The organism is Pseudomonas sp. HP_14, from assembly GCF_055283875.1.
In genome coordinates this window covers 19,043-45,354 of sequence record NZ_JBTOQI010000020.1, presented here as the reverse complement: position 1 = coordinate 45,354, position 26,312 = coordinate 19,043, and the positions used below count along the sequence as shown (strand labels likewise).

Sequence of the window (26,312 nt, the reverse complement as noted above, 5' to 3'; positions counted from 1 at the left end):
ATCATAACAGACGACCTGAAATCAGCCACCTAGAGAGTTTGACAGCGTGTTTCATTCCGGTATTATGGCGCCCGCAATGCAAACGGAAGTATGGCCGAGTGGTTTAAGGCAGCAGTCTTGAAAACTGCCGACTGTAACAGGTCCTAGAGTTCGAATCTCTATGCTTCCGCCATCTTAGATACGTCAAAGCCCTGAATTTTCAGGGCTTTTTCGTTTTTGGGGTTTGGCGGTGCAAGGCTGCTAAGTCGTTAAACGTTCCGATACTTTTGGCCACGTTCCGAAACTAAGCTTAGAAAGTCGATTATTTGGTAGGGGCAACGACCTCACCAACCCGTCTGTAAACTGTCTGAGTAATGCGCTTGTCCGTGTGTCGAAGGAGCTTGCTTGCGTTGCCCAGGTCGGCGATCTCGCTTGCAGCCTTCGGACGGATGTCTCGAAATTGGAACGCTTTCAATCTCAAACCATATTTTAGAATGTCGACACATTCACTTGCTGGGAAAGCCGGCAGCTTCTAGCCGTTAGCTGTACTCCATGAGAGGCAGCTTTGTGGCGAAAAGCGGTCTGATGTTAAGGGCTGCTTATGGCCGATTCTGTTGAAAAAGTCGGCTTCGAATTCCACGGCAGAAAAGTACGCATCTGAGATTGAAATCCTTACTTTTGGCTGAGGCTTTCGGGCTCAGATTTCACGTAGCAGCGTGCAAAAATGGCGTTTTCCCCGGTCAATTTCCGGACAGTTTGAGCGCAGCGACTTTTTCAACACAATCGGCCGTTCTCTGTCGGTCACGGCGCCGAAGCGTGCTGGTCAAATCCGATGCAATCTGTGGGCAGGTCGAATGCAAACAGGTGGTCAAGTGAAGTGCAATTTCGCATCTGGCGGCTCGGAACGGAAAAGGCGGTATGTGTGACGATAGGTGAGGTTGAGAGTGGTACAGAATGGTACGGGTTTTCTTGAAGGCCCACGTAGGCGCTAATTTACTGGTTATTTTTGATGGTCAGTCCATTCAATCATCGGGGACAGCGATAAAGCGGCGGGGCGGTTTAGGGCGCGGGGCTGATTCTGTCTGCATTTCGGCCATGCTTTCTGCAGCAGGCTTCAGTACGGCTGGGCCAAAAAACTGGGCCAATGGTTCATGTTTTCGCAGGGGGAGTCAGGGTTTTATGTCTCTGCGCGGCCCTGTTTTGCTGGGCCGGATCCCTGCGTGACACTGGAATGATGGTATAAAAATATGTCCTGTCTAGTAGTAGCTTTTTGATATCAGTTCACTTATCTCCGTTTCTGGTCGAGCGATGATCTAGACGGTGGGTCAAGCCTGACTATTACCGGTAGCTCTGAATGGTTCTCAACCGTGCTGCCCATTTGGCAGGTTCGGGTGGAGTCTCGGGATACAGAGCGTCCCGTTGATGACAGTTGGACGGTCAGCCGAAATAAATTAGGATCCTTCGCGTTTGGCACCCAGCAGCAGGCCTGCATCGCGTGCCGTCTCTGTACACTTGTTTCCCCAGGGAAGATGGCAATGATCAGCCTTGTACTGTCAGTTTTTTTTAATACGTTGGCTCTAGTCTTGGCTTCGCGAGTCATGGATGTTGGCCTGCGGTTTTTTCCTGCTTTTTTGGTCGTCGGCTCGTCTCTGTTGGCGGGGGATTTGCTGCAGGGCAGCGATAAAAACGTGCACACTTCCGGGATTGTCATCAGCGTGGTGATTTCCTTCGTGGGCTTGAAATTCTTCACCGGCGAAAGCTCTTGGACGGTGTTCAAGCTGATGATTGTTTCAATTCTACTCTTCGCTGCAATCGCGCAGGCGCTCGCACGCTTGTTCTAAAAAGGATGTCCGTGAATGTATATTCGCAAATATGGAACGGCTAAAGGCACAGATACGAAGTTGGTGGTACAGAAGTGGTACGAAGAATATCGGTGTCTCGTACAGGCCAAGTAAAACAAGCTCTGAGCTAAAAGTGGTTCCAGTCCATCATCGGGGACAGCGATAAAACGGCGGGGCGGTTTAGGGGGCGGGGCTGAGTCTGGCTGCATTTCGGCCATGCTTTCGTGCAGCAGGGCTTCAGTACGGCTGGGCCAAAGACCGGGCCAATGGTTCAGGTTTCCGCAGGGGGAGTCAGGGTTTATGTCTCTGCGCGGCCCTGTTTTGCTGGGCCGAATCCCTGCGTGACACTGAAATGATTGTATAAAAAAATGTCGCGGTGTAGCAGGTGGTGGCCTTAAGCTAGCCCTAGATGCTCGAATCTGCAATTACCGGCCATACGATGAACGATATTGAGTTTGCGCACACCGTCAGCCCGCAGCTGGGTGACCTGTACGAACAGGCAAAGAACCTAGGCGCTTCGACGCCGGGTTATGCCGTCACCTTCTTGCGAAGCTTTGCGGGAGCGCTCTGCGATACGCTAGCTCCGAATATGGATCGTGACTTGAATCTTGATCGCAAGATCGCGTACTTGCGAGATAGGCGTCTGGTAGACCACAGAGTACTGAACGCGCTACGCACCCTACAAAAACATGGAAATGTTGCGGCTCACCCTAAGGCGTTTAGCTATACGTCCCACGACGCTACTGAAATGCTTAGCCAAGCGCTGCCCGCTGCCCTCGAATTGCTCGAGTACTTGCACTCCCGGAACCCAGTGCTCGGTGCCCTCCCTGACTACACGGTCACACCATTCACCCAGCAAAACCTTCGAGAACTGAGCTACAGCGCTGTTTTCGAGGAAGACGCTGAGGCGCGCTACACGCTCGGAGTCCATTTCAAAGAAAAAGCTGATGGCCTAAAAACCTCAGAGGTAGTGTTCAGAACTGATGACGGTTACGGCGTTGAATCCCGTAAGTCCATTGATCAAGCCAATATTTGGTTCAAGCTCGCCGCAGACAGTTCACATGTCGAGGCAATGTATGAGTACGGAGCTTACCTTGCGCGTCTTCAAGGCGATGAATTTCAACAACGACGCCAAGAGGGCGAGCATTGGGTTTGGCGAGCAAGCGATAGAGACGACGCTAACGCGTTGGCTTTCATTGGCGACTGCCACTTGTGGGGGTCGGCTAGATACGCGCAAGATCTAGAATACGCCAGAGAGCTGTATCAGCAGGCTGCTGCCCAGTCTCACCCAGGAGCACTTGCTCAGTTGGGAGAAATGCATGAGCGAGGCATTGGCGGCCCGATAGACCTCAAGGCTGCATTCGAATGCTCTCTACAGTCTGCTGAGGCTGGGTTTCCGCAGGCACAATTTCACTTGTACACGCTCCATCACCGAGGTCACGCTTTTGCCGGTGACCGCCCGAAAGCTATCACTTGGCTAACCGAAGCGGCTGAACAAAAGTACCCAGAAGCGATGCTTGAACTCGGCAGACTAATCAGCCAGAAGCTCATTCCGGGTCGAAGCGACATTGATGCTCAAGCCCTTTATGAACAATGTCTCAGCAGCGAAATAACTCGAATAAAAGCCCGGTATGCGCTAGCTCACAGCCTGGTAAAGCAGGTAGACAATCTAGACGCACTCCATTCAGCGTTGGCGCTCATTACTCACTGCCAAGAGGAAATCACTGAAACGTCCCACCATAAGGATCTGCTTCCAGCGTGTGCAAGGCTTGCCGCATACATTTGGGAAAAGATACAGGTAGCCATGGCTAACGCGTACCCCCACCTTTCGTTCCAAATAGGTGCCACTCCCCCCCAAATCACAACGGAACAGTCCCCGCAGGCCTATGTTGGCTCGCCGGTAGGTCGGAACGAACTATGCCCCTGCGGCTCGGAGAAGAAGTACAAACACTGCTGCCGTTGATGGCAGCATAGTTAGGATCTGAATCTCACTGATTTTGTAAATGTCCTCAAGCCTCAATGAGGTCGACTAACGTCTTGAGAACAGTCTACTTTTGACAAATTGCTGCCCGTTGCGAAGGGTGGCAGTCGGCAGTAACGAGACATTCGTTAAATTGTCCTCCATAGAAAAGCCCCTTGGCGGACCTTTTTGCGTCCGCTGGAACCCCGCTACCTGGTTACCATGGTGAGGTACGATTTTTAGTTGTTTGCGGCTTGAAAAACGATGGAGATGACGTTCCGAAACAAGTGGCTTCAGAACGGGGGAGTGCGGTGTGCAGGGCACTGTAAATGCTTTAGTTTAGGAACGTTATAATCTGTATGGTGCTGTTTTTAAAAGAAAAATTTGGAGGCTTGAAAACTGCCGACTGTAACAGGTCCTAGAGTTCGAATCTCTATGCTTCCGCCATCTTAGATACGTCAAAGCCCTGAATTTTCAGGGCTTTTTCGTTTTTGGGGTTTGGTGGCAAGGCTGCTAATCCACGTAGTCGTTCCGCATTTATAAGCTGCGTCGCACATCAGGCCTCTAATCTCGCGACTATCTCGTCAACTTGACGATTTTCCTGCCCTTAGGCAAAACGTCTCAGCTGAGCGTTTTTCAGTACTCCCAGGGAGCTTGCTGGCTTCAGCAATGTAGTGAATTACCCTGGCCGCCTTGGCGCGGAGACCTTCAGATGCTTTCCACCAATTCACGACCCAGAGCGTTGATGGCCTGCTCGGCTGCTTTTTGCCGCTCATTGTCGACTGAACGCCTAGCCCCCTTGAGAGCTAATCAGGGATGGCCTTCTCCCCGTCTTCAAAGTGTGCGGTTTGATTTACTTTCGAAAGCAGAGTTTTCTCACGGCATTCCGAGACTTGTCCGAGCCTGATTGAGGCTACCTTTTGCGCGGTGCAGAGGTGGTGCTTCGTGCTCCCAAAACACCACTCAATTTAATGCTGCATGGTGATTTCTTTGCCATCCACCCTGCATGCCAAGAGTCTCCATCACCGATTCGGCTCAATCCTGGGCTAAAGGTATCAATGCTTGCAAACCGTGAATAAGCGTTTCACACTCTAGGCTCGGACGATGATAAGAAGCTTTCAACACAAGGGCCTGAAGGCTTTCTACGAAACAGGTAGGACAAAGGGCATTCAACTTGATCATGTAGAGCGTCTGCGCTTGGTGCTTGGTGCTTTGGATGAGGCCAGCAGTTCTTCTGAGCTGATGCTGCCGGGCTACCGCCTGCATCCGCTTAAGGGCCAATTGGCCGGATTCTGGTCGATGACCGTAAGTGGCAATTGGCGGGTGATTTTCAGATTCATCGACACGGACGTCGAACTGGTCGATTACCTCGACTACCACTAATAAGGAGGGCCACCATGGCCATGCACAACCCACCCCATCCTGGCGAAATGCTTCATGAGATGCTACCGGAGTTGAATATCAAGATCGCCGAAATGGCTCGGCGTCTGCATTTCTCTCGGGAAATGCTTTCGCGAGTTGTGAATGGGAGGTCTCCAATCAGCCCGGATCTTGCGGTCCGGCTAGAGCGCGCAGGTTTGAGTACTGCACGTTTTTGGTTAGGTCTTCAGCTCAACTACGATTTGTGGCAGGCGGAGCATCGTCAGCAGCCTGATGTAGATCGGCTTGTTGCAGCCTGAAGTAGGTGATATTGAATCGAAAGAAGTCAGAGTATCCTGAGTTCCTCATTCCCTCACCGAACCCACCAAAGAGAACCCCAATGCCCTACGAGCTGGACAATCGATTGGTCATCGGCGTTGCCTCCAGCGCCGTTTTTGATCTGCTGGATTCGGACGCAGTGTTTCGAAGTCAGGGCGAAGAGGAGTATCGGAAGTTTCAGGAACAGAACCTGAACAATCCGCTTCCCAAGGGGATCGCCTTTCCGTTCATCAAGCGTTTGCTGTCCCTGAATGACTTGAGCAGTGACCCGTCTGATCCGCTGGTCGAGGTAGTGCTGTTGTCCCGCAACGATCCGGACACGGGCTTGCGGGTGATGAAAACCATCGAGCATTACGGGCTGGGGATGACGCGCGCTATTTTCATGCAGGGGCGCTCGCCGTATGAATACATTCCGGCGTTGAACATCGCGCTGTTTCTGTCAGGCAACAAAGCTGATGTGGAGGCTGCCATCAAGGCCGGGCATCCCGCAGGCCAGGTTCTGGACTCGCAGTTTGATGACGATGAAGACGACAAAACCTTGCGCATCGCATTCGACTTTGATGGCGTGCTGGCGGGTGATGAGGCTGAGACGGTCATGCAGTCATCCGGCCTGGTGGAATTCCATGCCCACGAAGTGAAGAACGTGATGGAGCCACACAACCCTGGCCCGCTGAAAGAATTCATGGTCCGGATGGCGAAGATCCAGTCGGTTGAAGAGCAGCACAAAAAGCTCAATCCAGATTATGAAAACCGGATCAGGGTCTCCATCGTGACGGCCCGAAGCGCACCTTCACACGAGCGCGCGCTGAATACCCTGAAGAGTTGGGGGGTGATGGTCAATGACGCGTTTTTCCTGGGCGGTATCGAGAAGGGCAAGGTGCTCGCCGTACTGAAGCCACACATCTTCTTTGATGATCAGTCCGGGCACCTGAAGTCGGCGAGCGCGGTGGCACCGTCGGTTCACATTCCGTTTGGGATTACGAATCAGGGACCTGTCGAGCCGCCTGTGGCGAGTAGCAGTGAGGCAATTGAAGGCGCTGTTTGAAAGAGCAACCCAGCAAGGCCCAGCGGGCGAGTCAGTGACGTTCTCCTCGCTATACCAACGTATATTTTTACGTCCTTAGTTTCTGTCGATCAGATCAAAGCCATTGCTTAAGCTTTGCCGGACTGAGCAACCCTGCATAGTTGACTGAGTTGTGCCGGGCGCTCTGCATCTCCACGTGGCAGATGCAGCACGCCGGGACAGCGCGACAGAGGCTTTATTTATGCGTTTTTCCCTGCCCTTGACTCCGAGAGCACCGGTGCGTAATCCGGTGCAAAATCGCCCCGCATCACTGTTCGCTGAAGGTGCGATCGTTACTGCCATCGTGCTGCTGACGACGTTTGTCTTTTACAGCGCCAGTCAAATGAATCAGCCCATCAGCGCCCTTGAGTCAGCGCCAATGTCGCTCGATCTGGCGCACTTGCCTGCGTACACCTTGCGCACCACTTTGCGCATGTTTGCGGCGTTGTTTGCATCGGTGATCTTTTCGGTGGTTATCGCCACGCTGGCCGCTAAAAGTCGCAAGGCCGCGATGGTGATTCTTCCGGCGCTGGACATTCTTCAGTCGGTGCCTGTTCTTGGTTTTCTGACGTTTACCGTCGTGTTCTTCATGAGCATGTTTCCCGGCCAGCAATGGGGGCTGGAGTGCGCGGCTGTTTTTGCCATATTTACCAGCCAGGTCTGGAACATGACGTTCAGTTTCTACCAGTCGCTCAGGACAGTGCCCAACGATCTTTATGATGTGAGCCGACAGTTTTCATTTTCAGCGTGGCAACGGTTCATCAAGGTGGAGCTGCCTTTCGGGACGCCGGGGCTGGTGTGGAACATGATGATGTCGATGTCGGGAGGCTGGTTTTTCGTCGTCGCTTCCGAGTCCATTACCGTAGGCGACAGCACTGTCAATTTACCGGGCATCGGTTCATGGCTGGCGCTCGCGATCCAACACAAAGACCTGGCAGCGATCAGTTGGGCGGTGGTGGCCATGGTTGCGGTCATCGTGCTGTATGACGTGCTGTTTTTCCGGCCGATCGTAGCGTGGGCGGACAAGTTTCGATTCGAGCAGACCGCTTCACACAAGCGCCCCCGTTCCAGGGTTTATGACCTGCTCAGGTCAACGCGCCTCGTGCCGTTTTTGTTTGCGATCCTGCAAGGCATCCGCGACTGGGTGCCCGCAGGGCGAATGTTCGGACACGGTCGTTTCAGGCTGGCTTTCAAGCTCGACGCCCGGTTTCGCCGCCTCACTGATATCGCCTGGGTAGCGCTGGTGGTTGCTGCGTGCCTGACCGGCATCTATCAACTGACAGGTTTTATTGGCAGCACGCTGGGCGTGGATGAGGTGATCAATGTGTTTGGCCTTGGGCTCGCCACGCTGGCGCGAGTGGCGGTGCTTATTGTGCTTGCCAGCCTTGTCTGGGTACCCGTCGGTGTATGGATCGGCCTGAATCCGCGCAGGGCGGAACGCTTGCAGCCCATTGCGCAATTAATGGCGGCATTCCCGGCGAATATCCTGTTTCCGTTTGCAGTGGTCACGATTGTCGCCCTGAAGCTTGACCCCGATATCTGGCTATCGCCGCTGATGATACTGGGCACTCAGTGGTACATCCTTTTCAACGTTATTGCCGGTGCCAGCGCCTTGCCGACCGACTTGCTCGAAGCCTCGAAGGTGTTTCGTGTACGTGGCTGGCAATGGTGGCGAAAAGTCGCACTGCCGGGTGTGTTTCCGTACTACGTGACCGGCGCGCTGACGGCAGCAGGCGGCTCGTGGAACGCCAGTATCGTGGCCGAGGCCGTGTCGTGGGGGGATGACCATCTGTATGCATCGGGCCTGGGGTCGTTCATCGCTCAGGCTACTGCCGCCGGAGATTTCCAGCGGGTGGCGCTGGGCATTGTAGTGATGTCTGTTTTTGTGGTCGGTTTCAACAGCCTGCTGTGGCGACCGTTGTACCGCTTTGCCGAACGCCGGCTTCGAATTGATTGAGGGCAATCCAATGGAAGTGATCGACAAACGTTGTCTGGTAGACGTGCAGGGGCTAGGTCATGTCTACGGTACTGCGGGCGGTACCCGGCGCGTCGTGCTGGACGATGTGGCCATGCGCCTGAACGACGGCGAGGTCATCGGGTTACTGGGGCGCTCCGGGTCGGGTAAGTCGACCTTGCTGCGCTCCATTGCAGGGCTGGTTTCGCCGACCTCGGGGCTGGTCGCATTTCCGGCAAACGCGCCGGGAATCTCGACTTCAGTGCGCATGGTGTTCCAGAGCTTCGCGTTATTCCCGTGGCTGACCGTGCTGCAGAACGTGGAAATCGGTCTCGAAGCGTTGAGCGTTGCTGCGCCTGAGCGACGCCGTCGGGCACTGGCAGCTATCGATATGATCGGCCTCGACGGGTTTGAGAGTGCTTACCCGAAAGAGTTGTCAGGCGGCATGCGCCAACGCGTGGGGCTGGCGCGTGCGCTGGTGGTCGACCCCGATATCCTGCTGATGGATGAGCCGTTCTCGGCACTGGACGTGTTGACCGCTGAAACGCTGCGCACTGATTTGCTTGAGCTCTGGAGCGAGGGCCGGATGCCGATCAAGTCAATATTAATGGTCACCCACAACATCGAAGAGGCCGTGTTGATGTGTGACCGGATACTGATTCTTTCCTCCAATCCAGGGCGGATCATGTGTGAGGTTGAGGTCGCTCTGGCTCAGCCCCGTAACCGCGCAGACCCTGCCTTTCAGGCCCTGGTCGAAAGTATCTATGCACACATGGCAGGCGGCAATACTGTGCAGTCGCTGCGTGAAAGCCCATTTGCTGGCAATGGTATTGGCATGGTCTTGCCGCTGACTTCGACCAACGCATTGGCGGGGCTGATCGAGGCGATCGACAACTCTCCCTTTAATGGCCTGGCCGATTTACGCGAGTTGGCAACGGCGTTGCGTTACACCTCGGGAGACCTTTTGCCCGTCGCCGAAGTGCTGCAGTTGATGCGTTTCGCTGAAATGCAGGAAGGCGATATCACGCTTCTGGCGGCAGGGCGACGTTACGCCCAATCGGATGTGGATGAGCGCAAGCAGCTGTTTGCCCAGCATCTGCTCAAGTATGTGCCGCTGGTCAGCCATATACGCAGGGTGCTTGATGATCGTCCTGGGCGGACGGCACCGGCGAGGCGCTTTCGTGACGAGCTGGAAGATTTCATGTCGCAAAGCGACGCAGCCGTGACACTGGACTGTGTCACGCAATGGGGGCGCTATGCCGAGCTTTTTGCTTACGATGACGTGGCGGATCAATTCAGCCTCGACAATCCTTCCTGACTGAATTCATCCTCTTGGGTAAACAGTCTCCGGCGGGCGCTATACACTCCGCCTTGACCTCCAGATAGCGGTGACACGCAATGGTAATCCAGTGAAACGAACCCGGTTGACGCTTCGTTTGATGCTGCTGCTTGCGCTGGCATCCGGTATTGCTGCAATCGACACGGTGACTGACCTTGAAATTGCGGTCGGGGTCTTTCAAACCATCGTGGTGCTGATCGCGGTAAGGTTTTTGCCTGCGCGCGCGGTGGCGGGGGTGTCTGTCGTCTGTATGGTGCTGACGATCGTGAGTTACCGCTTCACTCGTTTCGGTGATACCGAGGCGGGGCTGATCAATGTGCTGATCAGTCTCGCGGCTATTGCCTGCACGACATACATGGCGCTGCGCTTGTCGACTGCCATTCGTACAGTGCATGAAACACGCACGCACCTGGCGCATGTTGCACGGGTCAACGTGCTGGGTGAACTGGCCGCCTCTATCGCGCACGAACTGAATCAGCCGCTGGCTGCCACGGCTAACAGTGGCAGCGCCTGTCTGCGCTGGATTGCAGCGGACCCACCCAATCTGCCGAAAGCCCGGCAGGCGGTTGAGCGAATAATCACCGACACGCACCGGGCCAGCGACATCATTGCGCGGTTGCGTAGCATGGCAAGGCATCAGGCGCCTGCCAAACAATGGCTTAACGTCGAGGACACGCTTAACGGCGCTCTGCGATTGATGGCCGGAGAGTTGGCGGAGCACGACATTGCGTTACACGTAGAGGTTGAAGAAGGCCTGCCTCCGGTGCTTGCCGATGAAGTGCAAATTCAGCAGGTCATTCTTAATCTTGCCCTGAATGCTGTGGACGCGATGCGTCAAGTGGGGTCTGAGCGGCGAAGGCTGGACTGCCATGTCGTGCTCGACTCGCCTCACCAGTTGCGTTTCTCTGTTGTTGATCAAGGCAACGGTGTGTTGCCGGATGACTGCGAGCGGGTTTTCGAGGCTTTTTACACGACCCGCCCTGAAGGAATGGGGATGGGCCTGGCCATCAGTCGCTCCATCATCGAGGCGCATGACGGTCGTATCTGGGCCTCGAGTAACCTGCCTTGGGGCGCTACTTTTCATTTCACACTGCCAACTGTTGCCAGGGAACCCGATGCCTGAAACTGCCGCTCAAAGCACTGCCGAGATGATTTACATCGTCGATGATGACCGCTCGGTGCGTGAGTCACTGGAGGATTTGCTGTCGTCTACCGGCCTGGCCTGCATGACGTTCGGGTCTGCACGCGAGTTCCTCGAGGCGACACTGCCGGATGTGCCCGGATGCCTGGTGCTGGATGTGCGTATGCCGGGCATGAGCGGTCTGGATTTTCAGCGGGAACTGGCGCGTCTGGGGATTTCGATTCCTGTGGTGTTTATCACCGGTCACGGTGATATCCCCATGTCTGTGAAAGCCATGAAGGCGGGTGCTATCGAGTTTCTGACCAAGCCATTCCGTGAGCAGGATCTGCTCGACGCCATCAGCCTTGGCCTGAGTCAGGATAAGCAAGCGAGAGAGGCGGCAGCCCTGGTCACTCAATTGAAGCAGCGTCATTCCGCTCTGACTGACGGCGAGCGTGAGGTCATGGCCTTGGTCGTTTCAGGCCTGCTTAACAAGCAGGTGGCTGCCCGGTTGGGTGTCAGCGAAATAACCGTGAAAGTCAGACGGGGCGCACTGATGCGCAAAATGGACGCTGACTCTCTGGCGACGCTGGTCAAAATGTCGGAGCGTTTGAAAGCCGATAGTTGACTGCTTTGAGGCTGCTCTTATCAAGCAAAACGCAATTTTCAGATTAAACCCAGTCTTGTAGGAGCTCACCGAGGTTACGAGGCCAGCGATAGCATTTCGTCTGACACTCCGCTATCGCTGGCCTCGTAAACTCGGTGAGCTCCTACAAGTCCAATGTTTGCTGCGCGATAGCGTCGGGTCAAACGATGATGTTCTAAACTGACCTACCACAGGTCACTCTTCGTTCAATGCCGGTGTCCGGGGCGGGATCAGTCGTTTGCTGCCGGTCGACTCAAAGGCCGAAGCAAAGCGCAGCAGGTTCGAGTCGTCGTAGGCGCGCCCCGCAAATGTAAGGCCCACAGGCATGCCGATGTCTGCCATTACGCCCATGGGTACCGTAACGGTCGGCACCCCGAGGTGGCGAATGGCGAGATTGCCGTTGGCAACCCACACGCCGTTGCTCCAGGCAATGTCGGCGGAGTGCGGGTCGACATCGGCATTCGCCGGGCCTACATCAGCCACCGTCGGGAATAACACGGCATCAATCTTCAAGCTTTCCATCCAGTCTTCCAGGTCGATGCGACGCGTCTGCTCCAGCCCCCTAAGCCCGTCAGGCAGGGTGGGGATCTGATTCCACGGGGTAATCCCTCGCTCGGCCATGCGTACATATTCGTCCATGCCGGCCGCCAGATCGTCTTCGCGGTTGGGCAGGGTGCCGGGGTCATGGGGGAAAATTTTTGCGCCGTCGACATCAGCCAGACGATTCAATGCAGGGTCGGCATTGGCGCGCAGGAATTCGTCAAAAGCCCATGCCGATAAATCCCACAGTTCATGATGGAGAAACTCCTTGGAGACCAGTCCGCGGGTAAACACCGTCGGCGCACCTGGACGATCACCTTCGCAGTTCGACACCAGCGGGAAGTCCACCTCAATCACTTCCGCACCGGCCGCTTCAAGCGTCTTGCGTGCCTCTTGCCACAGATCGATGACTGACGGGCGAGTGATGATGCGCTGACCGGTGGGGCCGCCAATGCCAGGTTTTTCAGAGGTGCCTGCTTCAGGGTCAGCATTGATGTACATGCGCGGGACGCCAAAACGCTTGCCCGCAAGGATCTTGGTGTCCGCCGCGAGTTCGGCATAGGACGCTGGACGTACCGAAGCAACGCTGGGGATTGTTACCCAAGGCTGCAAACGCCAGAGATCGCCACGGGTATCAGGATCTTCTGCAACGATGACATCAAGCACTTCCAGCAGGTCCGCCATGGTCCTCGCATAAGGCACGACCACGTCCATGGTCGGCGTCAACGGCCAGTTACCGCGTACCGATATGACTCCGCGCGAAGGCGTGTAGGCGCACAGACCATTGTTGGAGGCGGGGCCTCGGCCGCTCGACCAGGTTTCCTCTGCCATGCCGAATGCGGCGAAGCTCGCGGCAGTAGCAGTGCCTGCGCCGTTCGATGAACCGGAAGCAAACGGTGCCGTGAGGTAGTCAGCGTTATACGGGCTCTCGGCGCGGCCATACACACCGCGCTGCATGCCGCCATTGGCCATCGGCGGCATGTTGGTCTTGCCCAGGCAGATGGCTCCCGCCTCACGAAGGCGGCCAATGGTGAACGCATCGTGTTGGGCAATCAGGCTGGCAAATGCCGGGCTGCCTGAGGCGGCGGTGAGGCCCTTGACCAGGTAACTGTCTTTGGCGGTGTAGGGAATACCATCAAGCGGCCCCAGCGTCTGACCTTTTGCCCGACGCGCATCCGACGCTTGGGCCTCAGCCATTGCCTCTGGATTGCGAACCACAACGGCGTTCAGTGCGGTGGCCGTGTCCGGACCATCGTAGGCGTCAATCCTTGCGAGGTAGGCACCGACCAGCTCGACGGCGGTGGTCTGCCCTGACTCAAGCGCAGCACGCAGGGCTGCGATGGAAACTTCTGTGACGTTGATCATTGGGTTCTCACTTAATGAACTCTTTTAGTCATGGCCAGAATGATCTCGAAAAGTTCTGACTTAGCCTCTTCCGCAGAAATCTCGTCCATGGCGGCGGCATTCGACAGCGCGTCGGCAGCGCCGAGCATGGCGCGCATTTGAGCATTCGTAATCTGACTGTTCTCGCTGTCGTTGGCCAAGGCCGCACGACACTTATCCATAAAAATCTGTTCGTAATCACGCTTGATTTTCTCAAGCTCGGGGGAGCTGCTCAGCGCTGCAATCACCCCGGGAATCTCGCGACCTTGTAGCAGCACACAGTCGACATAACAGTCGGCAATCACTCTGGCGCGGGCTTGCACGGTCGCGCCGCCGTTGCGCAGGGCTTCATCAAACAGGGCGGTCTGGCGCGTATCGAAATCCTGATAAAGCCGTGCAAGCAGCAGTGGGCGAGTCGGGAAATGATCATAGACAACGGGCTTGGTGACACCGGCTGTTTGGGCGAGGTGGCCAAGTGTCAGGCTTTCAGTGCCTTCTTCCCGAACGATCTGCCACGCGACTTCCAGTAACTGGCTCAAGCGACCTTCCCGAGACATCCTTTGGCGCGGTTTCGAGGCTGAAGGTTGGCTTGACATGCTTATATACCAAAGGTAACTTAGAGTTAATGTACGAAAAGTATATAGCTATCAGCACTCATCAGCAATCATCTGCATTGGAGCTTCCGCATGCACGCACTCATTGTCGTCAGCCACCCTGATACGAGCTCTCTGACTCATAGCATCGCCAGGCATATTGCGCAGGGCATCACCGACGCGGATTCGCAAAACACTGCTGAAGTAGTTGATCTGTCGGCCTCGGGATTCGACCCTCGCTTCACCGCTGCTGACGGTGCCGTCCATCGGAGGGAAGGGCCTGCGCCCGCAGATGTCATTGCCGAGCAGGCACGGATCGACGCGGCAGACGCTTTGATCCTCGTTTACCCGGTTTACTGGTGGTCCATGCCTGCGCTGCTCAAAGGCTGGATAGACCGGGTCTTTTCCAACGGCTGGGCGTTTGACTTCAGCTCAGATGCAAAGTTGATCAAGAAGCTGGAGGGGCTCAGGGTGCATCTGGTGGGAGTAGGGGGCGCTGATGCTGGCACCTATGAGCGTCATGGCTATGCCTCGGCCATGAGAGTGCAAATCGATCACGGTATCTTTGATTATTGCGGGGCGAAGGTCGTGACCTCCGGGCTAATGCTGGACTCCGAAACCCAGGATCCGGCCGTTCACCTGAACGCTGCCTACGAGAAAGGCAGCGCTATTTTCTCAGGGTGAGGGGTCTTCCTGGTCAGTTCCAGGTCTGGATTACTCTTTGACGTCCATGAACTCTTTAGCCCAGGCCACATAGTTCTCGGGCAGGGTATAGGTGTGGGTCAACTCGGTAGCGCTCAGGTTCGAGGTGCTGTGAGTCACCTGGCGCTGGGCGCGCAGTGAATCGTAAGTCGCTTTGATTGCTGCGAAGTAAGCCGCATGGCCCTTGACGATTATGCGGACGCCCAGACTGGCCAGACGTTGCATGTCATTGAGCTTCGGATTGCCGTAGGTCACCAGCATCAGCGGCACGGAGAGGTGTTCCGAGATCTGTTCCAGGTGTTCGAAATCATTGATACCGACGATGCATATCCCGTCGGCGCCAGCTTTTTCATAAGCCAGGGTGCGCTCAATGATGTCTTTGACCGGCAGGACACCGGCATTCGTTCTGGCGATGATCGACAGTTCGGGATCAATGCGTGCTTCCAGTGCCGCTTTGACCTTGCCGATACCTTCTTCGATGGTAATCAGGTCTGTCGATTTACGACCGAACTGCGCGGGCAGAAGCGTGTCTTCAATGGTCAGAGCCGCCACGCCCGCACGCTCAAGCTCTTCAACGGTGCGCATCACGTTCAGGGCGTTGCCGTAGCCGTGGTCGGCATCGGCAATAAAGGGAAGCTGCGCAACACGGCCAATTCGGGTGGCTTGTTCAGCGAACTCAGTCAACGTAATAAGCGCGAAGTCCGGGGCTGCCAATACCTGCAGCGAGGCTACGGAACCTCCCAGTATCCCGACTTCAAAACCCAGGTCTCCGGCAATGCGTGCAGACATCGGATCAAAGACTGAAGCGGTTTCGAAGCAGGTTTGTGAGGCGAGCAGCGCTCGAAAATTTTGGCGCAGCGCCAAGTGGGACATTCTGGGCATGATGTTTCCTGATTCTAGGCTTCTTCATATTCGTAGTGGCGCGAGACTACCATGCAGGAAAATATAGGGTTATGACGTTTGAGAATGCCCTATGCGCCAAATGCATGATGTAAGCCTGGCAAGGCTTCTACCCTCAGGTAGAAGCCTTTCTTCACATCCTCCGCCTGTCTTGATCCAGACATCAAGACAAATATTACGGCGCGCGCCCTCCAATGTGCTTGATCAGCCTGCAGTGGAGCACCAGCAGTTGCGGCCCTGTTGTTTCGCCAGATAAAGACAGCCGTCCGCTGACTTCAGCAAATTGGCGGGCGTCACCTCTTCTCGGCCTGGTTGACTGGCCGTTACGCCCGCGCTGGCCGTCACCTTGCCCAAAGGGTGTGCGACATGTTCGATATTCAACGCCCTGATCGATTCCAGAATTGCCTCCGAAACCCGTATGGCGCCTGCTTTGTCGGTGTTGGGCAGCAACACGGTGAACTCTTCGCCGCCGTACCTCACGGCAAGGTCCCCTGGCCTCTGAACGGCTTGCTGGATAGCGCCACCTACAGCGGTCAGGCAATCATCGCCAGCGGCATGTCCGTACTGATCGTTGTAGCGTTTAAAGTAATCGACATCGAGCATGATCAGCGCCAGAGACGTGTTCTGCCGTTTGGCCAGACGAATCTCATCCAGTAATGCACTGTCCAGTCGCCTGCGATTCCCGAGCCCGGTCATGCTGTCGGTCAGCGCCATATCCCGCATGGTCTGGTGAGCATCCCGGATCTCCCGTTCCATGGCCATTCTCTGACGCAACTGGATCAAGACAATGAGCGCAAAGATCGAGAGCACGATAATTAGCGACAGCAGAATCAATCCACTTTTCAGCAGATCAAGCCGCCAGGGCGCAACAATCGACTCTCGCGAAAGGCCTGCCTCCACCACTAACGGATAAGTACTCAGCGCTCTGTAGCCATAGAGGCGTTCGGTATCGTCCACCACGGCTTTTACGGCTGCGATGCCTTCATTGGAGTTGGGCAGGTAGGATTTGAAAATCTCGCTGTTCGCCAGACTTTGCCCGACCACGGATGCAACAAAAGGACGCCTGACCAGGATGGTCCCGTTGCGCATGGCGAGAACCAGTGCCCCCTTGTCATCAATTTTGAAGTCGCCGTAATAGTCGACGAAATAACTGACTTTGACTGTCCCCAGCAGCACCCCGGCAAATGAGCCGTCACTGTTATTCAAACGACGAGAGATAGGGATGATCAGGTCGTTGGTTGATTTACTTCGCACGACGGCGCTGATACGAACGCTGCGATCATTGTGAGTGCGGTGATATTGAAAATAATCCCGGTCAGCATTATTGGCGGTTTCAGGCGTGACCTCTTTGTCTGTCACTACCCATTGTCCATCGGGGCCGTAGATAAAAAGGCCATGCAGTTGCGGCATGATTCTGGATTGCTGGACCAGCAGCTTGTGGATGCGCGGGACGTCGAGATGCTCTAAACCGTCACCTTCCACTCGTTCGCTGAGGGCCGCCGTCAGTACGTCGACTTGCCGTATGGCGTCTTCAGCGTGCTGTGCGGTTGCGCGGGCCAGATTTGTGACTGAGTCCTGAGCGGATGAGAAGGCGGAACGATAATCTCGCCATGTACGCCAACCCTCGACGCTCAGAAAGGCGAGGATCACAACCAGCATGAAGATGACCGTAAGCCGAAAAGTCGCTCCGGTTCGCATTGCTTTCGCCGCATAAATTTCGACAGGGCTTGCTGACTCGTGCTCTGGCGAGTTGCGTCCGGGCATTAACATCTCCTTCAAACCTGCAGGCATTCAACGGCGTGGCTGACCTGAAATGAACGTTGTTCGATTAGGACAAGGCGGCCTGCGGATGGTGCATTTTGCGTTTAACCTCCTTGATCATCGGAAGGGGGCTGAACGAATGTCCGTAGACCGGGTGTTTTGGCCCGCGCATCATGCAACCGCCTTTCACGGTTTACCAGTAATGCCTCAAACAGATTTGAGCGAGGGGAAGGTGCAACTGAACTGCCCCCCAGAATCTGGACACCTGGTCCAGACTTCGGGGGGCAGTTCATGGGTTCAGGTCATTGCAAACCTGATAGGCGCTGCTCGGGGTAGAAAGAATCGTCAGACGCTTAGCGACGATCCAGCCACACGGTCTGTGCGTTGCAGAATTCGCGCAGGCCAAAGTGTGAAAGCTCACGGCCAAAACCGCTTTTCTTCACACCACCAAAGGCTACCCGTGGGTCGCTGCCGCTGTAACCATTGATGAATACGCCTCCGGTTTCCAGTTCATCAGCCATTTTGCGAGCCTGATCAACATTGCGAGTGTAAACAGTCGCGGTAAGGCCGAACTCGCTGTCATTGGCCAGTGATAGCGCATGGGCAGCGTCCCGTGCGGTGATGATTGACGCGACCGGGCCGAACAACTCTTCCTTGAAAGAGGTCATCTGGTCGGTAACATTGGCGAAAACCGTCGGCTCGTAGAAATTGCCAGAGCCTTCTGTTTTTCTGCCACCGAGTAACAACGTTGCGCCCTCACCGAGAGTGGCCTGCACCTGACCGTCCAGTTCGTCACGCAAGTCGAAACGGGCCATCGGGCCGACGTAGGTGTCTGCCAGCAGTGGATCCCCCACTGAAAGCCGGCGTGTTGCCTCGACGAATTTGCGGGTGAATTCCTCCACCACACCTTCCTCGATAATCAGGCGTTTGGCGGCTGCGCAAACCTGCCCGCTGTTCTGGAAACGTCCGACAACGGCGGCGTTAACCGCTTCGTCCAGATCCGCATCATTGAGCACAATGAACGGGTCGGAGCCGCCCAGTTCCAGCACGCATTTTTTCAGCGCAGCCCCGGCCTGAGCCCCGATCGCCATACCGGCACGGACGCTGCCAGTCAGGGTGACAGCTGCAATTCGCGGGTCGGCAATCGCTTTGGAAACACCCTCTGGCGTCACGTTGATGACTTCAAAAATACCGTCTGCAAATCCTGCACGCTTGAACGCGTCCTGCAGCAGGTATGCGCTGCCCATGACATTGGGCGCATGCTTCAAGACATAGGTATTACCGGCAAGCAGCACTGGCACCGCGCCACGCAGCACTTGCCAGACAGGGAAGTTCCACGGCATCACCGCGAGGATCGGGCCGAGCGGGCGGTATTCGATTTGAGCCTTGCCGCCCTCAACCAGAGTCGGTTCGGCGCTGAGCATGGCCGGGCCGTGTTCTGCGTACCACTCACACAGTTGTGCGCATTTTTCAATTTCGCCTCGGGCCTGGGTAATCGGTTTGCCCATTTCCTGGGTGATCATGTTTGCCATGTTGGCGGCGTTGTCGCGTAACGCTGTGGCCAGGGCAACCATCAACTGAGCACGATCTGTCACGGCTGTTTTGCGCCATGTGGCATAACTGCTGGAAGCCCGGGACAAGGCGCTATCGAGGGCCGCGTCAGATTCAAAAGGATAATGGCCGATCTGCTCGCCGTTGGCGGGGTTGATCGAGATGGCATGGGTAACGCTGGAGATAGTAGTCATTGCACCGTCCTGCTGGGTGGGGAATGCGTTCAGGTTACGGCGCTATTGTTTTTATGAAAACTGAATAATACTGAGCGTATCTTTCACAAAAGGAGAATGGTGTGGATCTGGTCCAGCTGGAAATGTTCAAGGCCGTTGCCGAACAGGGCAGCATCAGCGCTGCGGCGCAACACATCCATCGCGTGCCTTCCAACCTGACCACCCGGATCAAACAGCTTGAGCAGGATCTGGGCGTGGATCTGTTTATCCGGGAAAAAAGCCGCTTGCGTCTTTCGCCAGCAGGCTGGAGCTTTCTCGATTACGCGCGGCGTATTCTCGACCTTGTGGGGGAGGCTCGTGCCACGGTTGCCGGTGAAGAGCCTCAGGGGTCATTTGCTCTTGGCTCACTTGAGAGCACGGCGGCGGTGCGGATTCCCGAATTGCTGGCCGCTTATAACCAGCATTACTCGAAGGTTGAACTCGATCTGTCCACTGGCCCGTCTGGCACCATGATCGATGCCGTACTGGCGGGCAGGCTGGTGGCGGCCTTTGTCGATGGCCCGGTTTTGCACCCGGCACTTGAGGGAGTACCCGCGTTCGAGGAGGAGATGGTGCTGATTGCGCCACTCAACCATGCACCGATCAGTAGAGCGCTGGACGTCAGCGGCGAAAATATTTACGCCTTTCGTTCCAACTGCTCTTACCGCCATCACTTCGAGCAGTGGTTCGCCGCCGACGCAGCGGTGCCCGGCAAGATATTCGAAATGGAGTCGTATCACGGGATGCTTGCCTGCGTCAGCGCCGGTGCTGGCCTGGCGCTGATGCCGCGCAGCATGTTGCAGAGCATGCCGGGCTGCACCACGGTCAGCGTCTGGCCGATGGCAGAAGCGTTCCGGTTTTTACGCACCTGGCTGGTATGGCGCAAAGGCACCGTTTCGCGCAGCCTGACCATGTTCGTGCGGATGCTGGAGGAGCGGGGCGTGGTTCAAAAAGAGTCATTAAATCCATGACCTGTCGGAGCCAACTTGTTGGCGAAACATCAAGCAGGCGCATTCAGATATTGCGTCTCGCCAATAAGTTGGCTTTTACAGGGCTGTTTCAAACTATCGTTCTAAACAATATTCAACATCACAACTTAAAACTTCTGTTTCCTGAATAAATCCGGAAAATACCCGGCATTGGAAACCCTGCCCTTTGGCAGATTTGTATTCAGGATTTCGTTAATGCGTCTCTCTCTCTTTTGTACTTCCGCACTTGCCGTTTCTCTTCTGACTGGCTGTGCCTCTGCGCCCAATCAGCCGACCCGTGTATTGCAAACGGCCAAGTCACCCGAGCAATACACCGACTGCCTTGTGCCCAAGTTGCAGGAACGCAAGTTCACGCCGACGTTGTCACAAAGCCAGCGCCACTATCGAGTTGTGGTCTCCAGTGCTATTGCAGCAGACAACGTGATCGAGGCTTACAAAGCCCCGACGGGAGGAAAGGTGTTCCTGTACGAGCGTCGACCGCTGGCCTCAAGTTTCACGCCTTCCAGTTTCGAGCAGGCGGCACAGGAGTGCCTGTAACGGTTGACTCTTTGTTGCCCGCTACACAGACGTACGCTCCTGCCTGCTGATTGCTCCTCACGCCTTTGCATTTTTTGACAAGCGGTTCGATTTAGTCGCGGCCGCTCAAGCTCAATGGTTTCGAAGCCAGGAGAAGGCGTTTTGTGGTCGAGGTATAGAGATCATACCATCATCACAGTATACAAATGAAAATGTGCATGCTAAACCTTTAGCCAGGTCAGTCGCTTCGCCAAGCGGCCTGGCTTAGGTGAAATCGCTGCCTTACAGCGATCAAAATAAGAAATCACCTCATCACATCAGCAAGCGTGCAAACGCTCGCCGTAGATGAGTCGGAGAAACGACATGTCAACTGTCTCCGCATCCCATAGCGTCGAGAAATCGGCCATCCGCAAGATCTCACTCCGGCTGGTTCCGTTCGTGGGGTTGATGTTTTTCATCAACTTCCTGGACCGCACGGCAATCTCTTTTGCAGGCCCCAATGGCATGACCCAGGACTTGGGCTTGACCATCGCGCAATTCGGCCTCGCTTCCGGGATCTTTTTCATTGGCTACATCCTTCTTGAAGTGCCCAGCAACCTGGCGCTGCATCGCTTCGGTGCCCGCAAATGGTTGGCCCGGATCATGGTCTCCTGGGGCATTGTGTCGCTGCTTTTCACTTGGGTCAGCAGCATCGAAGGGCTGTACGGTTTGCGTCTGCTGCTGGGTGTGGCCGAAGCAGGCTTCTTCCCTGGGGCGATTCTTTATCTGAGCCTGTGGGTGCCGTCGCGCTACCGCAGCAAAATTCTCTCGCTGTTTTATCTGGCGCAGCCGCTCACCGTGGTGATTGGCGCGCCGCTGGCGGCCTGGTTCATCGGGCATGACGGGCTGTTCGGTCTGGCGGGCTGGCGGGTGATGTTCCTCGGGGTGTCGTTGCCAGCGATTCTGGTCGGCTTCATCGCCTGGTACTACCTGGTGGACAAACCTTCCGATGCCAAATGGCTGAACAGCGAAGAAAAGGCCTGGCTGGAAGGTGAGCTTGAGCGTGAACAGCAGCAGACCCAATCCAGCCAGGGCCACTTGAGCGTAGGCCGCGCAATGTTGAACGGCCGCGTCTGGGTGCTGTGCCTGATCTACTTTGGTTTCATCTATGGCCTGTACGCGTTGTCGTTCTTCCTGCCGACGATTATCGGCGGGTTCCAGGCGCAGTTCGGCACCACCTTCACGGTCTTCGAGAAGGGGTTGATCACCGCAATACCTTATCTGCCTGCCGCCGTGGCTTTGTATTTCTGGTCACGTGACGCGACCAAACGTGGCTGCCGTACCTGGCACGTTGCACTGCCGGCGCTGACCGGCGCAGTCAGCATCCCTCTGGCACTTGCCATGGGGTCGCCCGCCACGACGGTTGCAGTGGTAACCATCACCGCCTGCTCGATCTTCGCCGCGCTGCCTAACTTCTGGACTTTGCCGACTCAGTTTCTGACCGGCGCTTCGGCTGCCGCAGCAGTGGCGCTGATCAACACCGTCGGCAACGTTGCAGGCTTCTCCGCAGGTTTTGTCACCGGGATGCTCAAGGAAAGCACCGGCGGCTATACCGTGCCGATGTTTGTCGTCGGTGGGTTGATGCTGATGTCGGCGATTCTCATGGTCGCGCTCGGTAGCCAACGAAGAGTCGCTCCGGCCGCGACTATGGCGGGGCCTCAACCTGTCACACAGGGAGAATAATAAATGACGCGTTTATTCAATCAGCCATCAGCTTTTGCCGGGGAGTTAGTGGAGGGCTTTGTTGCGGTACACGGCGACAAGGTTCGTCAGGTAGCCGGTGGGGTAGTGCGCAGCACCGATACCCCGGCAGGTTCGGTCGCGGTGGTGATTGGCGGCGGTTCCGGGCACTACCCGGCGTTTGCCGGGCTGGTGGGGCAGGGGCTCGCCCATGCGGCGGTCATGGGCAACCTGTTTGCTTCGCCCTCGGCACAGCAGATCTACAACGTGTCGCGCATTGCGCACAAAGGTGGCGGGGTGTTGCTCGGCTACGGCAACTATGCCGGAGACGTGCTGCATTTCGGTTTGGCCAGAGATCGTCTCAACGCGGAAGGCATCCCTTGCGAGGTGATTGCCGTCACCGACGACATCTCCAGTGCATCTGTCGCAGAGCTGCATAAGCGCCGCGGTATTGCTGGTGATCTGGTGGTATTCAAGGCCGCTTCCGCCGCTGCTGAAGCTGGTTATGAATTCGACGAAGTTGTGCGTGTAGCGCGGCACGCCAACCAGCGTACCCGTTCACTGGGCGTGGCTTTTTCCGGCTGCACGCTACCGGGCGCCGATCAGCCTCTGTTCAACGTGCCTCACGGCAAAATGGCGCTGGGCATGGGCATTCACGGCGAGCCTGGTATCGATGAAGGGCCGGTGCCGACGGCTGACGAACTGGCTCAATTACTGGTTGCCGCGTTGCTCGACGAACTGCCGGATGGCATCGACGAGGCGCAAGGTCAGCGCGTTGCGGTGATTCTCAACGGGCTGGGCAGCGTGAAGTATGAAGAGCTGTTCGTGGTTTACCGGCGCGTTGCGCAGTTACTAAGCAGCGCAGGTTTGACAGTGGTTGAGCCTGAGGTCGGCGAGCTGGTGACCAGTTTCGACATGGCCGGGGTGTCCTTGACCCTGTGCTGGCTGGATGAAGAGCTGGAGCTTTTCTGGCGTGCGCCGGTGTCGACGCCTGCCTACCGGAAAGGCTCGGTGTTATTGGCTAAACAGTCGGATGTTCTGGACCTGCAACTGGTTGAGCAACAGGTCATCCCGCCCGCCAGCATGAAATCCCGTCGCTCTGCAAAGTGCGTGTTGCAGGCGCTGGAAAGGGCCGAAGCCACTGTGCTGGAACACGCAGACGAACTCGGTCGCATCGACGCCGTTGCCGGTGACGGTGACCACGGGATTGGCATGCAGCGCGGGGTCGTGGCTGCGGTCGCCAAGGCGCGGGAAATCCTGGCCCTCGACGGTGGCGCAGGCACGTTGCTGCGCTGTGCGGCAGACGCTTGGGCCGATCAAGCCGGTGGCACCTCCGGTGCTCTGTGGGGCGTTGCCTTGACGGCGTTGGGCACCACGCTCGGTGACCGGCTTGATCCGGACGCAGATCTGGTGGCCGAAGGAATACGCAAGGCCAGCGAGGGCATTATGCATTTCGGCAAGGCCCAGCCTGGCGATAAAACCATGGTGGACGTATTGGTGCCATTCAGCCTGGCGCTGTGCGAAGCAGCGCAGCGCGGTCTTGAGCTGGGCGAAGCGTGGAGCGTCGCTGCACGGGTCGCTGAAGAGGCCGCCGCCGCCACGGCCGAACTGCGGCCACGCATCGGTCGTGCACGGCCTTTGGCTGAGAAAAGCCTCGGTACTCCAGATGCCGGTGCGGTTTCCCTTTCCCTGATTATCAATGCGATCGAGCCGGTGCTGCTGGCTGGCCTTCGCGCGTCGAGCCGTTCCGAGGAGACAATCCATGAGTGACAAAATACGCATCGTTATCGGTTGCGATGATGCCGGTTACGAATACAAGGAAGCCCTCAAACGCGATTTGCTGGCCAATCCGCTGGTGGAGTTTATCGAGGACGTTGGTGTTGATGCTCAAAGCCACACGTCTTACCCCTTGGTGGCTATCGCCGCCGCCGAGAAAGTCGCGGCAGGGCTGGCTGATCGGGCGCTGTTGATTTGTGGCACCGGGCTGGGCGTGGCGATTGCTGCCAATAAAGTGCCCGGAATCCGCGCAGTCACCGCACATGACAGCTTTTCAGTCGAGCGCGCGATCCTCAGCAACAACGCTCAAGTGCTGACATTCGGTCAGCGTGTAATTGGTCTGGAGCTGGCCCGGCGTCTGCTCAAGGAGTGGTTGACCTATCACTTTGACGAAACCTCGGCATCGGCTCTGAAGGTCAAAACCTTGAGCGATTACGAGCGAGTGAGCGCCAGATGAATGCCGCGATGAGCGCCCCGGTGGTGACGCTTGGCGTTAGCCTGAAGATGTATTTCGGCTACCAGCGCACGCTGGACTGGTGTAAGGCCATTGCTGCGCACATTGAGCAGCAGGCACACGTGCGCAGTGGCGCTGTCGAGATATTCATTATCCCGAGCTTCCCAATGTTGGCGCCCGCGATGCAAATTTTCGCGGGCGGCGCTCAGGTCGGCGCGCAGAACATTTTCTGGGAAGACGAGGGCGCCTACACCGGTGAAGTCAGCCCGGCGGTGCTCAAGGAAATGGGCTGTCAGGTGGTGGAGATCGGTCACGCCGAACGACGTCGCTATTTCGCAGAAACCGATCAGAACATCGCTGACAAAACCGCTGCTGCCTGGCGCAACTTTCTAACTCCGGTGCTGTGTCTGGGCGAGGCAGATAACAGGGGTATCGAGCATGCCGTGCAGGTCTGCATGCAACAACTGCAAGCGTCGTTGATCGCGGCCAGGCATGCAGGCCTGCAGGGCGATCTTATCATCGCCTACGAGCCGCAATGGGCCATTGGCGCCAGTCAGGCTGCTTCGCCGGATTACATTGGCAGCGTCTGTGCACAGCTGAAAAGTCGCCTTGCCGGTGAGGGCTTGAGCAACGCGCGGGTGATCTACGGCGGCAGTGCCGGGCCGGGGCTGCTCAGCCAGTTGGGCGGTCAGGTCGACGGTCTCTTTCTCGGCCGTTTTGCCCACGACCCCGCAGCTTTCAAATCGATTCTCGAAGAGGCGGTACGCGTTTGCGAACGCAACGTGACGATCTCGCAGGAGGCTAAGCAATGGCAATCGGCCTGAGTACTTATTCGTTTTTCTGGCGCGGTTCCGAGCGCGTATCACGCCCGATGGACCTGTCGGCAATGCTGAATCACACCGCTGAACTGGGCGCCGGTGTATTCCAGATCTGCGATTACCGGGGCATTGAAGCGTTCTCGACAGAACAGCTCCAGGCCCTTAAATCCCAGGCTGATCAGCTTGGGATCGTTCTTGAGTTGGGCACTCGCGGGCTGGAAACCGCGCACTTGATCAAATATCTGCAAATCGCCCGGGTGCTCGATGTTCGCGTGCTGCGCAGCATGTTCAACAGCAATAGCCATAAGCCGGGCCCGGATGAAGCGTTCGGTTTGCTGGAAGCTGTAATGCCGCGCTTTGTCGAGCAGGACGTGAAGCTCGCCCTGGAAACCTATGAGCAGGTACCGACGCGGACGATCCTCGATGCAGTCGAGCGCGTCGACAGCCCCTGGCTGGGTATTTGTCTGGACCCGGGCAACTGCGTGGCCGCGCTGGAGCACCCGAAAAAGGTCATCGACATGACCGCTCCGCGAGTGCTGAACCTGCACGTCAAAGACTTCAATTTTTCCCGTCGCGATGGCTGGGTAGGGTTCACCTTTGCGGGCTGCCCGATGGGTGAGGGCCTGCTGGATTACGACTACATGCGGGCGAAAGTGAACCCTGAACAAAACAACATCAACCAGATCATCGAGCATTGGCTGCCATGGCAATCAGATGCCGCGACAACCTGCGCACTCGAAGATCAATGGACCCGACACAACCTGAACTACCTGAATGCTAAGCAAAGCGAGGAGTGAC

22 protein-coding genes, 1 tRNA gene and 1 pseudogene are annotated in these 26,312 nt (G+C 56.5%); 18 read left to right on the top strand and 6 right to left on the bottom strand.

Going from position 1 to position 26,312, the window contains the following annotated elements; genetic code table 11:
* Nucleotides 1-84 precede the first annotated feature (84 nt).
* Nucleotides 85-172: transfer RNA gene (locus tag ACYASS_RS14290), tRNA-Ser, on the top strand.
* Between the two features lie 129 nt (nt 173-301).
* Here ACYASS_RS14290 and ACYASS_RS14285 read toward each other — a convergent pair.
* Nucleotides 302-454, bottom strand: a pseudogene (locus tag ACYASS_RS14285) (integrase); the annotation flags it as partial.
* Between the two features lie 1,060 nt (nt 455-1,514).
* On the opposite strand from ACYASS_RS14285, the gene ACYASS_RS14280 reads away from it, so the two are divergent.
* The 9 genes from ACYASS_RS14280 (at nt 1,515) to ACYASS_RS14240 (ending at nt 11,582) form a co-directional block, all read left to right on the top strand.
* Nucleotides 1,515-1,820 (top strand): hypothetical protein, encoded by a 306-nt coding sequence (locus ACYASS_RS14280; protein WP_463586615.1) that lies wholly within the window; start codon nt 1,515-1,517, stop codon nt 1,818-1,820.
* A gap of 409 nt (nt 1,821-2,229) precedes the next feature.
* Nucleotides 2,230-3,783 carry an SEC-C metal-binding domain-containing protein gene (locus ACYASS_RS14275; protein ID WP_463586614.1) on the top strand — a complete coding sequence of 518 codons (1,554 nt, stop codon included), beginning with the start codon at nt 2,230-2,232 and terminating at the stop codon, nt 3,781-3,783.
* Between the two features lie 1,101 nt (nt 3,784-4,884).
* The gene (locus tag ACYASS_RS14270; RefSeq protein WP_463586613.1) at nt 4,885-5,163 is read left to right on the top strand and encodes a type II toxin-antitoxin system RelE/ParE family toxin; all 279 of its coding nucleotides are present in this window, start codon (nt 4,885-4,887) and stop codon (nt 5,161-5,163) included.
* 14 nt (nt 5,164-5,177) lie between these two features.
* A complete protein-coding gene (locus ACYASS_RS14265) occupies nt 5,178-5,459 on the top strand; it encodes a HigA family addiction module antitoxin (RefSeq protein WP_122666239.1) in 282 nt (93 codons plus the stop codon).
* Between the two features lie 80 nt (nt 5,460-5,539).
* Nucleotides 5,540-6,523, top strand: coding sequence for a 5'-nucleotidase (locus ACYASS_RS14260; protein ID WP_463586612.1), 984 nt, complete (start codon nt 5,540-5,542; stop codon nt 6,521-6,523).
* Nucleotides 6,524-6,884: 361 nt separating this feature from the next.
* Nucleotides 6,885-8,498 carry an ABC transporter permease gene (locus tag ACYASS_RS14255; protein ID WP_463586627.1) on the top strand — a complete coding sequence of 538 codons (1,614 nt, stop codon included), beginning with the start codon at nt 6,885-6,887 and terminating at the stop codon, nt 8,496-8,498.
* 10 nt (nt 8,499-8,508) lie between these two features.
* On the top strand, nt 8,509-9,813 hold the full coding sequence (locus tag ACYASS_RS14250; RefSeq protein WP_463586611.1) for an ABC transporter ATP-binding protein: 1,305 nt from the start codon (nt 8,509-8,511) through the stop codon (nt 9,811-9,813).
* Nucleotides 9,814-9,934: 121 nt separating this feature from the next.
* Nucleotides 9,935-10,957 carry a sensor histidine kinase gene (locus tag ACYASS_RS14245; RefSeq protein ID WP_463586626.1) on the top strand — a complete coding sequence of 341 codons (1,023 nt, stop codon included), beginning with the start codon at nt 9,935-9,937 and terminating at the stop codon, nt 10,955-10,957.
* Complete coding sequence (locus tag ACYASS_RS14240) at nt 10,950-11,582, top strand: response regulator transcription factor (RefSeq protein WP_463586610.1); 633 nt, start codon at nt 10,950-10,952, stop codon at nt 11,580-11,582. The genes ACYASS_RS14245 and ACYASS_RS14240 overlap by 8 nt, the downstream gene beginning before the upstream one ends.
* 213 nt (nt 11,583-11,795) lie before the next feature.
* Here the strand turns inward: ACYASS_RS14240 and ACYASS_RS14235 are convergent, their stop codons facing one another.
* The gene (locus ACYASS_RS14235) at nt 11,796-13,505 is read right to left on the bottom strand and encodes an amidase (protein WP_463586609.1); all 1,710 of its coding nucleotides are present in this window, start codon (nt 13,503-13,505) and stop codon (nt 11,796-11,798) included.
* Nucleotides 13,506-13,516: 11 nt separating this feature from the next.
* The gene (locus ACYASS_RS14230; protein ID WP_463586608.1) at nt 13,517-14,119 is read right to left on the bottom strand and encodes a TetR/AcrR family transcriptional regulator; all 603 of its coding nucleotides are present in this window, start codon (nt 14,117-14,119) and stop codon (nt 13,517-13,519) included.
* Between the two features lie 90 nt (nt 14,120-14,209).
* Here ACYASS_RS14230 and ACYASS_RS14225 point away from each other — a divergent pair, with 90 nt between their 5' ends.
* Entirely contained in the window at nt 14,210-14,800 is a 591-nt protein-coding gene (locus tag ACYASS_RS14225) for an NAD(P)H-dependent oxidoreductase (RefSeq protein WP_463586607.1), read from the top strand.
* A gap of 30 nt (nt 14,801-14,830) precedes the next feature.
* Here the strand turns inward: ACYASS_RS14225 and ACYASS_RS14220 are convergent, their stop codons facing one another.
* The 3 genes from ACYASS_RS14220 to ACYASS_RS14210 all read right to left on the bottom strand — a co-directional run bounded on the left by ACYASS_RS14220 (nt 14,831) and on the right by ACYASS_RS14210 (nt 19,224).
* Nucleotides 14,831-15,700, bottom strand: coding sequence for an isocitrate lyase/PEP mutase family protein (locus tag ACYASS_RS14220; protein ID WP_243248471.1), 870 nt, complete (start codon nt 15,698-15,700; stop codon nt 14,831-14,833).
* A gap of 222 nt (nt 15,701-15,922) precedes the next feature.
* Nucleotides 15,923-17,482, bottom strand: a complete 1,560-nt coding sequence (locus ACYASS_RS14215; RefSeq protein WP_463586606.1) for a sensor domain-containing diguanylate cyclase — start codon at nt 17,480-17,482, stop codon at nt 15,923-15,925.
* Nucleotides 17,483-17,832: 350 nt separating this feature from the next.
* Nucleotides 17,833-19,224 carry an aldehyde dehydrogenase family protein gene (locus ACYASS_RS14210; protein ID WP_463586605.1) on the bottom strand — a complete coding sequence of 464 codons (1,392 nt, stop codon included), beginning with the start codon at nt 19,222-19,224 and terminating at the stop codon, nt 17,833-17,835.
* Nucleotides 19,225-19,325: 101 nt separating this feature from the next.
* On the opposite strand from ACYASS_RS14210, the gene ptrR reads away from it, so the two are divergent.
* The 7 genes from ptrR to ACYASS_RS14175 all read left to right on the top strand — a co-directional run bounded on the left by ptrR (nt 19,326) and on the right by ACYASS_RS14175 (nt 26,311).
* Nucleotides 19,326-20,213, top strand: coding sequence for a putrescine utilization regulator PtrR (gene ptrR, locus ACYASS_RS14205; protein WP_463586604.1), 888 nt, complete (start codon nt 19,326-19,328; stop codon nt 20,211-20,213).
* Nucleotides 20,214-20,426: 213 nt separating this feature from the next.
* On the top strand, nt 20,427-20,768 hold the full coding sequence (locus ACYASS_RS14200; protein ID WP_463586603.1) for a hypothetical protein: 342 nt from the start codon (nt 20,427-20,429) through the stop codon (nt 20,766-20,768).
* A gap of 342 nt (nt 20,769-21,110) precedes the next feature.
* Nucleotides 21,111-22,469: an MFS transporter gene (locus tag ACYASS_RS14195; protein WP_243248466.1), complete on the top strand. Its 1,359-nt coding sequence runs from the start codon at nt 21,111-21,113 to the stop codon at nt 22,467-22,469.
* Nucleotides 22,470-22,472: 3 nt separating this feature from the next.
* On the top strand, nt 22,473-24,236 hold the full coding sequence (locus tag ACYASS_RS14190) for a dihydroxyacetone kinase family protein (protein ID WP_463586602.1): 1,764 nt from the start codon (nt 22,473-22,475) through the stop codon (nt 24,234-24,236).
* Nucleotides 24,229-24,699 carry a ribose-5-phosphate isomerase gene (locus ACYASS_RS14185; RefSeq protein WP_122666221.1) on the top strand — a complete coding sequence of 157 codons (471 nt, stop codon included), beginning with the start codon at nt 24,229-24,231 and terminating at the stop codon, nt 24,697-24,699. Before ACYASS_RS14190 ends, ACYASS_RS14185 begins: the two co-directional genes overlap by 8 nt.
* Complete coding sequence (locus ACYASS_RS14180; RefSeq protein WP_463586601.1) at nt 24,696-25,520, top strand: triose-phosphate isomerase family protein; 825 nt, start codon at nt 24,696-24,698, stop codon at nt 25,518-25,520. Before ACYASS_RS14185 ends, ACYASS_RS14180 begins: the two co-directional genes overlap by 4 nt.
* Nucleotides 25,505-26,311: a sugar phosphate isomerase/epimerase family protein gene (locus tag ACYASS_RS14175; protein ID WP_463586600.1), complete on the top strand. Its 807-nt coding sequence runs from the start codon at nt 25,505-25,507 to the stop codon at nt 26,309-26,311. Before ACYASS_RS14180 ends, ACYASS_RS14175 begins: the two co-directional genes overlap by 16 nt.
* Nucleotide 26,312: the final 1 nt, after the last annotated feature.

Bases quoted from the DNA above. Each gene is read 5' to 3' on its own strand.
- ACYASS_RS14280 (WP_463586615.1), top strand. From the start codon at position 1,515: ATGATCAGCCTTGTACTGTCAGTTTTTTTTAATACGTTGGCTCTAGTC.
- ACYASS_RS14275 (WP_463586614.1), top strand. From the start codon at position 2,230: ATGCTCGAATCTGCAATTACCGGCCATACGATGAACGATATTGAGTTT.
- ACYASS_RS14270 (WP_463586613.1), top strand. From the start codon at position 4,885: ATGATAAGAAGCTTTCAACACAAGGGCCTGAAGGCTTTCTACGAAACA.
- ACYASS_RS14265 (WP_122666239.1), top strand. From the start codon at position 5,178: ATGGCCATGCACAACCCACCCCATCCTGGCGAAATGCTTCATGAGATG.
- ACYASS_RS14260 (WP_463586612.1), top strand. From the start codon at position 5,540: ATGCCCTACGAGCTGGACAATCGATTGGTCATCGGCGTTGCCTCCAGC.
- ACYASS_RS14255 (WP_463586627.1), top strand. From the start codon at position 6,885: ATGAATCAGCCCATCAGCGCCCTTGAGTCAGCGCCAATGTCGCTCGAT.
- ACYASS_RS14250 (WP_463586611.1), top strand. From the start codon at position 8,509: ATGGAAGTGATCGACAAACGTTGTCTGGTAGACGTGCAGGGGCTAGGT.
- ACYASS_RS14245 (WP_463586626.1), top strand. From the start codon at position 9,935: ATGCTGCTGCTTGCGCTGGCATCCGGTATTGCTGCAATCGACACGGTG.
- ACYASS_RS14240 (WP_463586610.1), top strand. From the start codon at position 10,950: ATGCCTGAAACTGCCGCTCAAAGCACTGCCGAGATGATTTACATCGTC.
- ACYASS_RS14235 (WP_463586609.1), bottom strand. From the start codon at position 13,505: ATGATCAACGTCACAGAAGTTTCCATCGCAGCCCTGCGTGCTGCGCTT.
- ACYASS_RS14230 (WP_463586608.1), bottom strand. From the start codon at position 14,119: ATGTCAAGCCAACCTTCAGCCTCGAAACCGCGCCAAAGGATGTCTCGG.
- ACYASS_RS14225 (WP_463586607.1), top strand. From the start codon at position 14,210: ATGCACGCACTCATTGTCGTCAGCCACCCTGATACGAGCTCTCTGACT.
- ACYASS_RS14220 (WP_243248471.1), bottom strand. From the start codon at position 15,700: ATGCCCAGAATGTCCCACTTGGCGCTGCGCCAAAATTTTCGAGCGCTG.
- ACYASS_RS14215 (WP_463586606.1), bottom strand. From the start codon at position 17,482: ATGCCCGGACGCAACTCGCCAGAGCACGAGTCAGCAAGCCCTGTCGAA.
- ACYASS_RS14210 (WP_463586605.1), bottom strand. From the start codon at position 19,224: ATGACTACTATCTCCAGCGTTACCCATGCCATCTCGATCAACCCCGCC.
- ACYASS_RS14200 (WP_463586603.1), top strand. From the start codon at position 20,427: ATGCGTCTCTCTCTCTTTTGTACTTCCGCACTTGCCGTTTCTCTTCTG.
- ACYASS_RS14195 (WP_243248466.1), top strand. From the start codon at position 21,111: ATGTCAACTGTCTCCGCATCCCATAGCGTCGAGAAATCGGCCATCCGC.
- ACYASS_RS14190 (WP_463586602.1), top strand. From the start codon at position 22,473: ATGACGCGTTTATTCAATCAGCCATCAGCTTTTGCCGGGGAGTTAGTG.
- ACYASS_RS14185 (WP_122666221.1), top strand. From the start codon at position 24,229: ATGAGTGACAAAATACGCATCGTTATCGGTTGCGATGATGCCGGTTAC.
- ACYASS_RS14180 (WP_463586601.1), top strand. From the start codon at position 24,696: ATGAATGCCGCGATGAGCGCCCCGGTGGTGACGCTTGGCGTTAGCCTG.
- ACYASS_RS14175 (WP_463586600.1), top strand. From the start codon at position 25,505: ATGGCAATCGGCCTGAGTACTTATTCGTTTTTCTGGCGCGGTTCCGAG.